The sequence below is a fragment of the Mycobacterium sp. SP-6446 genome (assembly GCF_001954045.1).
Taxonomy (GTDB): domain Bacteria; phylum Actinomycetota; class Actinomycetes; order Mycobacteriales; family Mycobacteriaceae; genus Mycobacterium.
The window spans coordinates 35,034-45,885 of sequence record NZ_MBEM01000114.1; the positions used below are offsets into that span (position 1 = coordinate 35,034).

Consider the following 10,852-nt stretch of genomic DNA (forward strand, 5'->3'; position numbering starts at 1 on the left):
GGGAGGACCTGACCATGACAACCACATTGACAACGACCTTGAAATCCGCCGCCACAGGCGTTGCGGCCGTGGCCGCCATCGGCGCCGCCGGCATCGGCGTGACGTCGGCCGCATTCGTCCCGGCTAGCACCGATCAGGTGCAGCTGGCCGCGGTCGGCGTGCCCCTGCCGCAAGACCCGCCGCCCCCGCCGCCGTTGCCGGGCCAACTGCCGACCCCGGAGCAGTTGTCCACGCTGTGCACCCAAGTAACCGACCCGGGCGTCAACTACAGGGACAAGGTCAACTTCGTTGAAAACGGCATCCCTCAAAACGAGGGTATGGTCGCCGACCACGACCTGAGGAAGGCCTACCGGAACGGGAACTTTCCGGAGACGTTCGCCGTGACCAACATTGCGCCCGCCGGCCCGAACATGGCCCAGGCCGACGTGGCCATCTCGGGTCCGAAGTTCGCCGGGCCGGTCACCAAGCACCTCGTGTTCATCAATCAGGGCGGCAACTGGGTCCTGCAGCACGACGCCGCGCTCGCTCTGATTCAGGCGTCGACCGCGACGGGCTAACGACACCGATTCTGGGCGTCTACACAGCCAGCGCATAGATTGGACACACATGCGCGGGCCTAAAGTAACCGTGCCCATGAAAGGGGGACGATGAAAACCGTCAAGTTCTTTGCCACCGGCGTGGCAACCGTGGCCGTCATCGGGGGAGCGGCGATCGCCATCGCTTTCGCCGCGGCGCCAAGCGATCTGGCCTCCGTCCGGCTGGCCGCGGTCGGTGCGCCGCTGCCGCAGGATCCGGCGCCTCCCGCGCCACCGGTTCCGGGTGCGAACGTGCCGACCGCCGACCAGTTGACCAGCGTGCTGACCAGCCTGGCCGATCCCAATGTTCCGTTCTCCAGCAAGAGCAATCTGGTTGAAGGCGGCATCAGCGGGATCGAAGCGCACGTCGCGGACAAGAAGCTGCAGAAGGCGGCGAAGAACGGCGACCTGCCGCTGTCGTTCGACGTGTCGAACATCCAGCCGACGGCGTCCGGTTCGTCCACCGCGGACGTTGCGGTCTCCGGACCCAAGCTGACGTCGCCGGTCACGCAGAACCTCTCGTTCGTCAGTCAGGGCGGCGGCTGGGTGCTATCACGGGCGTCGGCGATGCAGTTGCTGCAGGCCGTTCAGTGATCGCCGCCCAGCGCGCGTAGGTCGAGTTTGGCGAGGCGCGCCGGGTCGGCCAGCACATCGATGGCCGCGATGCGTCCGTCGCGCACCACGAATCCCATGATCGCCGTGGCGCGCCCGCCGACGAAGATCACCGCGCCTGCGGCGCCGTTGACGGTCGCGGCCCTCGCCTCGCGCTCGGGGCCCGCGTAACTGCGGGCCAGCCTGGCCACCGAGGCCGCGCCGTCGGCCCGGAAGCCGCGCGTCCCGGCGCCGAAGTCGCCGCGCAGCACGACGTCGGGATGCAGCACCGACACCAACCGGTCGAAGTCGCCGCTACGTCCCGCCGCAAAGAAGGCGTCGACGGCTTCGCGTTGTGCGGTGAGGTCGCCGTCGGGAACCGGGTCCGCCTGCTCGATGCGCCGGCGTGCCCGGCTGGCCAGCTTGCGGGTCGCCTCCGGCGTCCGGTCGACGATGGGTGCGATTTGGTCGAACGGGACGGTGAAGACGTCGTGTAGCACGAACGCCAGCCGCTCCGCCGGCGGCAGCGTATCGAGGACCACGAACAGGGCCAGGCCCACCGCGTCGGCCAGCATCGCGCGGTGTTCGGGATCGGACTCGCCGACCGGATCGACGATCGGGTCCGGTAGATGGGCGACCAATTCCTCCCGACCGCGGGAGTGGCGGTCGCGCAACATGTTCAGGCAGACGCGGGCCACCACGGTGGTCAGCCAGGCGTCGAGGTTGGCGATGCCGTCCGCGCCGCTGCGACGCAGCCGCAGCCACGCCTCCTGCACAGCGTCCTGGGCGTCGTCGATCGAGCCCAGCATGCGATATGCGATGGCGCCCAGCTGTGGTCGGGCCGCCTCGAAACGCTCGGTCAGTGACGCATCGACGGTCACGCGCGGCCCGCCCCACGGTTCGGCTCGGGCAGGGCGCAGACCCGGTTGCCGGAAAAGCCGGACGACCCGATGCCGAGCGCGATGTTGAACCGGGCGCGAAAGTTGCCCAGGTTGATGACGTGGGTGAGCGCGACGAGTTGGGGCGTGTCGAAGTGGGCGCGCAGCGCATCGAAAAGCTCGTCGCTGACCTCGACCGGGGTGCGGCTGATCGCGGTCGCATACTCCAGGATCAGCTTGTCGACGTCGGAGAAGCACGAGGCGTTCTGGTAATCGGCCATCGCGAGTAGTTCCTCGTCGGTGATTCCCCACTGGCGTGCGATCTGCGAACCGAGGTCGATGCAGTACTCGCAGCGCACAGTAGTCGCCGCCTTCAGCTCGGCCAGCGCACGCTCGCGCGGGCTGAGGATATCTAGCTTGGACTCGGCCATCTCGAGCCTGCCGATGGCGCTGAGCAGCCGCGGGATGTGCGCATACATTCGCAGCGGCTCCAGCATCCCGGCCGTTTCCAGGCCGGTCATCTGAGCCAGCTTGCGTCTGGTGAAGAAGAAAGCGATCTTGGCGCCCGGGCCGGCGTCGCGGTCGGACACTCCCTTGAGACGGGGCATGGCGGTCCTCCTTGAATGTCGTCCTTACTAGGTCGACACCTGGCGGCACTCGAACGTGACCGGGCCCCCTTAACGGCTAGGTCTGCTGGCTCAGCGGCAAATCCATGTCGAACACCCGGGCATGCAGCACGGTGCGATTCCGCAGCGCGGCGCGCACCGCTCGATGCAGGCCGTCCTCGAGATAGGTGATGCCTTTCCACCGCACCGCGTGCGGGAAAAGGTCGCCATAAAAGGTGGAGTCCTCCGACAGCAGCCGGTCCAGTGCGAGCACCGTGGTCGTGGTGACCAACTCGTCGAGCCTGATCTGCTGCGGGGGAATCTGGGACCACTCCCGGTACGAAAGCCCGTGCTCGGGATAGGGCTTACCGTCCCGCACGCCCTTGAAAATCATTGGTGGATCTTCCGCGACGCGTCGCCCCGGCCCGACGAATGCATGTTGGACAGGCTAGCCGGAAAATCGTCGGCGGCTGGCGCCGAGGCCCGCTCTTGGCAGGTCGCGCCTCTCGAGACCGTAAAATGGACGCGATCAAGGAGGTGGACGTCGATGGGAAGCGCGGACGAGCGTCGCTTCGAGGTGCTGCGTGCCATCGTCGCCGACTTCGTCGCCACCAAGGAACCGATTGGCTCTAAATCATTGGTGGAACGCCATAACTTGGGCGTGTCCAGCGCGACGGTCCGCAACGACATGGCGGTGCTGGAGGCCGAGGGCTACATCGCCCAGCCCCACACCAGCTCCGGACGGGTGCCCACCGAGAAGGGATACCGCGAGTTCGTCGACCGGCTCGACGACGTCAAGCCGCTGTCGTCGGCCGAGCGGCGCGCGATCCAAAGCTTCCTCGAGTCCGGCGTCGACCTCGACGACGTGTTGCGCCGTGCGGTGCGCCTGCTGGCTCAGCTGACCCGGCAGGTGGCCGTGGTCCAGTACCCGATGCTGTCCACCTCGACCGTGCGCCACCTCGAGGTGATCGCCCTGACGCCCGCGCGGCTGTTGATGGTGGTCATCACCGACTCCGGCCGGGTCGATCAGCGAATCGTCGAACTCGGCGACGTGATCGACGATCACCAGCTTTCGCAACTGCGTGAAATGCTCGGCCAGGCGTTGGAAGGCAAACGGCTGGCGGCGGCGTCGACGGCGGTGGCCGATCTTGCCAGCCATCTCGAGGGTTCCGGAGGCTTGGGCGACGCGGTGGGCCGTTCGGCGACCGTGTTGTTGGAGTCCCTGGTGGAACACACCGAGGAACGTCTGGTGATGGGCGGCACCGCCAACCTGACCCGCAACGCCGCGGACTTCGGCGGTTCGCTGCGGTCGATCCTGGAGGCCCTCGAGGAGCAGGTGGTGGTGCTGCGGTTGCTGGCGGCGCAGCAGGAAGCCGGCAAGGTGACGGTGCGCATCGGTCACGAGACCGCGGTCGAGCAGATGGCGGGCACCTCGATGGTGTCCACCGCCTACGGCACCACCGACACGGTGTATGGCGGGATGGGTGTGCTGGGACCCACCAGGATGGATTATCCGGGAACTATCGCCAGCGTGGCCGCGGTTGCTCTCTATATCGGTGAGGTCCTGGGTGCTCGATGACTGCGCACCCAAACAATTTGTGGATAGCCGCATAGGCGCGGCGTAAGAAAGGTCAGGCGTGGCACGCGACTACTACGGGCTGCTCGGCGTGAGCAGAAACGCCAGCGATGCGGACATCAAGCGCGCGTATCGCAAGCTGGCGCGCGAACTGCATCCCGACGTCAACCCCGATGAGGCCGCGCAGGCGAAATTCAAGGAGATCAGCGTCGCCTACGAAGTGCTCAGCGACCCGGAGAAACGCCGGATCGTCGACCTGGGTGGGGATCCGCTGGAGAACGCCGCCGCCTCGGCCGGAGGGTTCGGCGGCGGTTTCGGTGGTTTGGGCGATGTCTTCGAGGCCTTCTTCGGCGGCGGCTTTAGCGGGGGCGCCACATCGCGCGGACCCATCGGCCGGGTGCGGCCCGGGTCGGACTCGCTGCTGCGGATGCGGCTGGACCTCGAGGAGTGCGCCACCGGCGTGACCAAGCAGGTCACCGTCGACACCGCGGTGTTGTGCGACCGCTGCCAGGGCAAGGGCACCAACGGCGATTCCGCGCCGATTCCCTGCGACACCTGCGGCGGCCGCGGAGAAGTCCAGACGGTGCAGCGTTCGCTGCTGGGCCAGATGGTGACGTCACGGCCCTGTCCGACCTGCCGCGGTGTCGGCGTGGTCATCCCCGATCCGTGCCACCAGTGCATGGGCGACGGCCGGGTGCGCGCCCGTCGGGAAATCAGCGTCAAGATCCCCGCCGGCGTCGGCGACGGCATGCGCGTGCGGCTCGCCTCCCAAGGGGAGGTCGGGCCCGGGGGAGGGCCGGCGGGCGACCTGTATGTCGAGGTGCACGAGCAGGCCCATGACATCTTCGTTCGCGACGGCGACGACCTGCACTGCACGATCTCGGTGCCGATGGTCGACGCGGCGCTGGGCACCACAGTCACCGTTGACGCCATCCTCGACGGCATGAGCGAGATCACCATTCCGCCTGGCACACAACCGGGTTCGGTCATCACGCTGCGTGGGCACGGGATGCCGCACCTGCGCTCCAGCGCCCGGGGCAATCTGCACGTTCACATCGAGGTGGTGGTCCCGACAAGGCTGGACCACCAGGACAGCGAACTGCTGCGCGAGCTGAAGAACCGCCGCAGCCGCGAGGTGGCCGAAGTCCGCTCGACGCACAGCGGCGGTGGGCTGTTCAGCCGGCTCCGCGAGACCTTCACCGGGCGCTAGCCACAGTCCCACAGACCGCGCACATGGTGGCGACCCTGTTCTACATCGACGCACTGCCCGACGCCGGGGCGCTGGCCGTCGTCGACGGCGAGGAAGGATTTCACGCCGCCACCGTGCGCCGGATCCGTCCCGGCGAGCAGCTGGTGCTCGGCGACGGAGCCGGCGGCCTGGCCCGCTGCGTGGTCGAGCACGCCGGGCGCGAAGGGCTGCGTGCCCGGGTGCAGGAGCGCTGGTGCGTCGCGCCCGCGCGGCCCACCGTGACGGTGGTGCAGGCCTTGCCCAAGTCCGAGCGCTCGGAGTTGGCGATCGAATTGGCCACCGAGGCGGGCGCCGACGCGTTCCTGGCCTGGCAGGCGGCTCGGTGTGTGGCCACCTGGCAAGGCGCGAAGGTCGACAAGGGTCTGCGCCGCTGGCGCGCCGTCGCCCGATCAGCGGCCCGCCAATCCCGTCGGCCGCGCATCCCGGCGGTCGACGGCGTACTGTCCACCGCGGCTTTGACGCAACTGATCCGCGACGAGGTGGCGGCCGGTGCAACGGCGTTGGTGTTACACGAGTCGGCGACCGCTGGGCTCGCGGATGTCGTTGTGGGACAGGCTGATTCGGTGTTGCTTGTGGTCGGCCCGGAGGGCGGTATCGCGCCCGACGAGCTTGCGGCGTTGACGGACGCGGGCGCGCTAGCGGTCCGACTCGGTCCGCAGGTGCTGCGGACGTCGAGCGCGGCCGCGGTGGCGCTGGGGGCGCTGGGCGTGCTGACCGGGCGATGGGACGATCCCGCGAGCCTGTAATTTTGCAGGCCCTTACTCGCACTTTCCCTGCAAAATTACAGCCTCGCGATAGCGGGGTCAGAACACTCTCAGCTGACGCGCGAGTTCCAGGTTGGACTTGCTCCCTTCGGCCTGCACGCCGAGGGCTTCCCAGGTGCCGCGTTGGGTGACCCACTGCACGAATGCGTCTGAGTCCGAAGTGATCTGAGCCGTCACGTCGCCATCGCCGAGGCGAAGCGTGCGGTTACACGCGCCGGTGACGTGGATCTCCATCGCGTCATCGATGCGTTCGAGCAGGGCCGCATTCTGCTGGGGCAACGATGCCTCGATCCAGTCCAGAGTTGGTTCAAGCCGCAATCCGTCGGAGGCGGGGGGTTGTGCGTGCAGCGGGCCGTGCGGCTCGAACAGGTCGTATCTGATGTGCACGTAGTGCTCGAAGGCGAAAGCCGTTGGAATGACCGACGCGGGATAGGTTCCGACGTCGCCGAGCGGTACCTCGAAGTCCTGGCCCTCCGCCGCGGCGAGGACCTCGAGGCCCTTCGCGCTGACCGATTCGTAGTCGGCCACGATTTCTTGGGTAGTCATGGAGCGACGCGACTCGACATACAGGTCTGCAGCGCGCTCCGCGGGCCGGCCTGCGGGATCGGGCAACCGCGACGGGTCCACAGCCAGCCAGAAACTGCATGCCATGTGGGACACCACGTCCTGCACCGACCACCCCGGACAGCCGCTGGGCTGCGCCCAGGCCGAGTCCGTTATCAGCGGGAAAATTGCGAGCAGCGCCGTGCGGTCCGCCTCGACGGCTTGTATCGCGGAACTCATCTCACCGCGTTCCTTTCCTTGACTCGATCTCGCGCATCCAACTGCTATCTTTGGGACCAAGATTCATACCGTATGTACGAACCTACATACGGTATGTATGAAAGGCAAGATGAATTGAATGACGACCGCCGAACTCACGCCGCGCGTTCCGCGGAAACGCGGGAGGCGCTGGTCGCCGCGGCGCGGCCGTTGTTCGCCGCGCAGGGTTTCGCCGAGGTGGCTTTGGAGGCGATCGTGCGCGCCGCGGGCGTTACGCGCGGTGCCCTGTATCACCATTTCGCCGACAAGACCGAGTTGTTCGCGACCGTATTTGAGCAAGTCGAGGGCGAAGTCGCCGCCCGCATGGGTGAAGCGATCGCCGCGGCCGGCGAAACCGACCCGGTAGAGGTCCTGCGCCTGGGCGCCGCATTCTGGTTGGACGCCTGCTCCGATCCCGAAATCCAGCGCATTGTGCTGGTGGACGCCCCGGCGGTGCTCGGTTGGACGCGGTGGACCGAGATCGGCAATCGCTACAACGCCGGGATGATGCGCGCGCTGCTCGCTAACGCCGTCGAGACCGGCCGCATCCCACCGCAACCCATCGAGGCGACCGCGCTGACGATGCTGGGCGCCATGCGCGAGGCGACGCTCTTCGTTGCGCGCGCAAGCGATCCTGCTCAAGCGCGCCGGGAAGCCGGCGCCGTCATAGAACGGTTGATCCGGGCCCTTGCCGCAAGCGACGATCGCTAGGGCAGGACGCCGAGACTCTGAGAGCTGACCATCCGGGACGCCGGGCGTAGACTGAGTCAGCTGAGCAAACCCCTGACAAGCCGAGGAAGCAGGTATCGGAAACCACGTGACGCCACGCGAGACCAGCGCCGCTGACGCATCGGCCTCTGCTCAGGTTCGCAGCAGCATCGATGTTCCGCCCGATCTCGTCGTGGGCTTGTTGGGTTCGGCCGACGAGAACCTGCGGGCATTGGAACGGATGCTCAACGCCGACCTGCACGTGCGTGGCAACACCATCACCCTGTCGGGAGAACCCGCCGATGTCGCGCTCGCGGAGCGCGCGATTTCCGAGCTGATTGCGGTCGTGGCCAGCGGACAACCATTGACGCCGGAGGTGGTGCGCCACGGCGTCGCCATGCTCGTCGGGACCGGCAACGCGTCACCGGCCGAAGTGCTCACGCTGGACATCCTGTCGCGCCGCGGCAAAACGATCCGGCCCAAGACGCTGAACCAAAAGCGTTACGTCGACGCCATCGACGCCAACACCATCGTCTTCGGGGTGGGCCCGGCGGGCACCGGGAAGACGTATCTTGCGATGGCCAAGGCCGTCCACGCGCTGCAGACCAAACAGGTCAGCCGGATCATCCTGACCCGGCCGGCCGTGGAAGCCGGTGAGCGCCTTGGCTTTTTGCCCGGCACGCTGAGCGAGAAGATCGATCCGTATCTGCGGCCGCTGTATGACGCGCTCTACGACATGATGGACGCCGAGCTGATCCCAAAGCTGATGTCCGCCGGGGTGATTGAGGTCGCGCCGCTCGGGTACATGCGCGGTCGCACCCTTAATGACGCGTTCATCGTGCTCGACGAGGCGCAGAACACCACGGCCGAGCAGATGAAGATGTTCCTCACCCGGCTGGGCTTCGGATCGAAGGTCGTCGTCACCGGGGACATGACGCAAATCGACCTGCCCGGGGGCGCCAGGTCGGGCCTGCGATCGGCGGTCGACATCCTCCAAAGCGTCGACGACATCCATATCGCCGAGTTGACCAGCGCGGACGTGGTGCGTCACCGGCTGGTCTCCGAAATCGTCGACGCCTACGCCAGGTACGAGGAGCCCGGCTCGGGGCTGAACCGGGCGGCTCGGCGGGCCTCCGGCGTCCGCAGTCGTCGATGATGGTGCCATGAGCATCGAGGTATCCAACGAGTCGGGCATCGACGTCTCCGAAGCGGAATTGGTCAGCGTCGCACGATTCGTCATCGCCAAGATGGACGTCAACCCCAGCGCCGAGCTGTCGATGGTGCTGTTGGACACCGCGGCGATGGCCGACCTGCACATGCGCTGGATGGACCTGCCCGGTCCGACCGACGTGATGAGCTTCCCGATGGACGAGCTCGAGCCCGGCGGCCGGCCCGATGCGCCCGAGCCGGGGCCGTCGATGCTGGGCGACATCGTGCTGTGCCCGGAGTTCGCCGCCGAGCAGGCGGCCGCGGCGGGACACAGCCTCGGACACGAGTTGGCGCTGCTGACCATCCATGGTGTGCTGCACCTACTCGGCTACGACCACGCCGAACATGACGAAGAAAAAGAGATGTTCGCCTTGCAGGAGCGGCTACTCGAAGAGTGGGTCGCCGAACAGGTCGAGGCCTACCAGCAGGACCGCCAGGAGGAGCGTGACCGCCGGTTGCTGGACAAGTCAAGGTATTTCGACAATTGACCGGTTTGTCTCAGCTGTTCGGCGCGATCGCGCTGATCGCGCTGGGGGGCCTTTTCGCCGCGATCGACGCTGCGATCAGCACGGTATCGCTGGCCCGGGTGCAGGAGCTGGTGCGCGACGAGCGGCCAGGCGCGGTCGCGCTTTTCAGGGTGATGTCCGAGCGGCCGCGCTACATCAATCTGGTGGTGCTGCTGCGGATCATCTGTGAGATCACCGCGACCGTACTTCTGGTGGTATTCCTCTACGACAACTTCGGCATCAAGTGGGCGCTTTTCGGAGCGGCTACCACCATGGTGGTGACCAGTTTCGTCGTCATCGGGGTGGGTCCGCGCACCCTCGGCCGCCAGAACGCGTATTCCATTTCGTTGGCGACGGCCCTTCCGCTGCAAGCACTCTCGTGGCTGCTGATGCCGCTCAGCCGGCTGCTGGTGGTCTTGGGTAACGCGCTGACCCCGGGCCGCGGGCTGCGCAACGGTCCGTTCGCATCCGAGATCGAACTGCGGGAGGTCGTCGACCTCGCCCAGCAGCGCGGTGTGGTGGCCGCCGACGAACGCCGGATGATCCAGTCGGTCTTCGAACTCGGTGACACCCCGGCGCGTGAGGTGATGGTGCCGCGGACCGAAATGATCTGGATCGAAAGTGACAAATTCGCCAGCCAAGCTACGAACCTGGCGGTCCGTAGCGGGCATTCCCGCATACCGGTGATCGGTGAGAACGTCGACGACATCGTCGGCGTCGTGTACCTGAAAGATCTTGTCCAACAGACGTTCTTGTCGGCCGACGGCGGACGGGACACCAAAGTCTCGCAGGTGATGCGCCCCGCGGTATTCGTGCCGGACTCCAAGCCGCTGGATGCGCTGCTGCGGGAAATGCAGCGCGACCGCAACCACATGGCGCTGCTCGTCGACGAGTACGGCGCCATCGCCGGCTTGGTCAGCATCGAAGACGTGCTGGAAGAAATCGTCGGGGAGATCGCCGACGAGTACGACCAGGAAGAGACCGCGCCGATAGAAGACCTGGGGGACAAGCGGTTTCGGGTCTCCGCGCGGTTGCCGATCGAAGACGTCGGCGAACTCTACGATCTGGAATTCGACGACGATCTCGACGTCGATACCGTGGGCGGCCTGCTGGCGCTGGAATTGGGCCGGGTTCCGCTGCCGGGCGCCGAGGTCGTCACACATGGCCTGCGGCTGCGTGCCGAGGGCGGACCCGATCATCGCGGACGGGTCCGGATCGGCACCGTTCTGCTGAGCCCGGCCGAACCCGTCGAGCAGGAAGGCGAACTGGATGGCTGAACGGCTGGACGACGAGGATGCGAAGCTGGTGGTGTTGGCGCGGGCGGACGAATCTGCTCGACGATCCAGCGGTCTCCCGGGCCGATCCCCTCGTCGGCCGGGATGCACAGCCC

At 67.0% G+C, this 10,852-nt stretch carries 13 protein-coding genes and 1 pseudogene; 9 read left to right on the forward strand and 5 right to left on the reverse strand.

Annotated features, from left to right (window positions below; all coding sequences use genetic code 11):
• The first annotated feature begins 14 nt into the window (after positions 1 to 14).
• Together A5736_RS09965 and A5736_RS09970 are read left to right on the forward strand one after the other, a co-directional pair.
• Positions 15 to 557, forward strand: coding sequence for a hypothetical protein (locus tag A5736_RS09965; RefSeq protein ID WP_076124408.1), 543 nt, complete (start codon positions 15 to 17; stop codon positions 555 to 557).
• A gap of 90 nt (positions 558 to 647) precedes the next feature.
• The gene (locus tag A5736_RS09970) at positions 648 to 1,169 is read left to right on the forward strand and encodes a hypothetical protein (protein ID WP_076245930.1); all 522 of its coding nucleotides are present in this window, start codon (positions 648 to 650) and stop codon (positions 1,167 to 1,169) included.
• Here the strand turns inward: A5736_RS09970 and A5736_RS09975 are convergent.
• The 3 genes from A5736_RS09975 to A5736_RS09985 form a co-directional block, all read right to left on the reverse strand.
• Positions 1,163 to 2,047, reverse strand: a complete 885-nt coding sequence (locus tag A5736_RS09975) for a sigma-70 family RNA polymerase sigma factor (RefSeq protein ID WP_076245932.1) — start codon at positions 2,045 to 2,047, stop codon at positions 1,163 to 1,165. The genes A5736_RS09970 and A5736_RS09975 overlap by 7 nt on opposite strands.
• Positions 2,044 to 2,652 (reverse strand): carboxymuconolactone decarboxylase family protein, encoded by a 609-nt coding sequence (locus A5736_RS09980; RefSeq protein WP_076245934.1) that lies wholly within the window; start codon positions 2,650 to 2,652, stop codon positions 2,044 to 2,046. Before A5736_RS09980 ends, A5736_RS09975 begins: the two co-directional genes overlap by 4 nt.
• A gap of 76 nt (positions 2,653 to 2,728) precedes the next feature.
• On the reverse strand, positions 2,729 to 3,043 hold the full coding sequence (locus A5736_RS09985) for a type II toxin-antitoxin system VapB family antitoxin (protein WP_076064663.1): 315 nt from the start codon (positions 3,041 to 3,043) through the stop codon (positions 2,729 to 2,731).
• A gap of 153 nt (positions 3,044 to 3,196) precedes the next feature.
• Here A5736_RS09985 and hrcA point away from each other — a divergent pair, with 153 nt between their 5' ends.
• Genes hrcA through A5736_RS10000 form a run of 3 tightly spaced genes read left to right on the forward strand, consistent with a single transcriptional unit; the run spans position 3,197 to position 6,220 of the window.
• Positions 3,197 to 4,228: a heat-inducible transcriptional repressor HrcA gene (hrcA, locus tag A5736_RS09990; RefSeq protein WP_076124397.1), complete on the forward strand. Its 1,032-nt coding sequence runs from the start codon at positions 3,197 to 3,199 to the stop codon at positions 4,226 to 4,228.
• 58 nt (positions 4,229 to 4,286) lie between these two features.
• Positions 4,287 to 5,435, forward strand: coding sequence for a molecular chaperone DnaJ (dnaJ, locus tag A5736_RS09995; protein ID WP_076124395.1), 1,149 nt, complete (start codon positions 4,287 to 4,289; stop codon positions 5,433 to 5,435).
• 23 nt (positions 5,436 to 5,458) lie between these two features.
• Positions 5,459 to 6,220 (forward strand): 16S rRNA (uracil(1498)-N(3))-methyltransferase, encoded by a 762-nt coding sequence (locus tag A5736_RS10000; RefSeq protein WP_076245936.1) that lies wholly within the window; start codon positions 5,459 to 5,461, stop codon positions 6,218 to 6,220.
• Between the two features lie 57 nt (positions 6,221 to 6,277).
• Here A5736_RS10000 and A5736_RS10005 read toward each other — a convergent pair whose 3' ends face one another.
• Positions 6,278 to 7,021, reverse strand: coding sequence for a maleylpyruvate isomerase family mycothiol-dependent enzyme (locus A5736_RS10005; RefSeq protein WP_076245938.1), 744 nt, complete (start codon positions 7,019 to 7,021; stop codon positions 6,278 to 6,280).
• A gap of 114 nt (positions 7,022 to 7,135) precedes the next feature.
• Here A5736_RS10005 and A5736_RS10010 point away from each other — a divergent pair, with 114 nt between their 5' ends.
• From A5736_RS10010 to A5736_RS10025, 4 genes are all read left to right on the forward strand, one after another.
• Positions 7,136 to 7,750: a TetR/AcrR family transcriptional regulator gene (locus A5736_RS10010; protein ID WP_371328372.1), complete on the forward strand. Its 615-nt coding sequence runs from the start codon at positions 7,136 to 7,138 to the stop codon at positions 7,748 to 7,750.
• A gap of 106 nt (positions 7,751 to 7,856) precedes the next feature.
• Complete coding sequence (locus tag A5736_RS10015; RefSeq protein ID WP_076245942.1) at positions 7,857 to 8,903, forward strand: PhoH family protein; 1,047 nt, start codon at positions 7,857 to 7,859, stop codon at positions 8,901 to 8,903.
• A gap of 7 nt (positions 8,904 to 8,910) precedes the next feature.
• Positions 8,911 to 9,444, forward strand: coding sequence for an rRNA maturation RNase YbeY (ybeY, locus tag A5736_RS10020; protein ID WP_076064668.1), 534 nt, complete (start codon positions 8,911 to 8,913; stop codon positions 9,442 to 9,444).
• Positions 9,441 to 10,739, forward strand: coding sequence for a hemolysin family protein (locus A5736_RS10025; RefSeq protein ID WP_076245944.1), 1,299 nt, complete (start codon positions 9,441 to 9,443; stop codon positions 10,737 to 10,739). The genes ybeY and A5736_RS10025 overlap by 4 nt, the downstream gene beginning before the upstream one ends.
• A 35-nt stretch (positions 10,740 to 10,774) precedes the next feature.
• Here the strand turns inward: A5736_RS10025 and A5736_RS26755 are convergent.
• A pseudogene (locus A5736_RS26755) lies at positions 10,775 to 10,852 on the reverse strand (hypothetical protein); the annotation flags it as partial.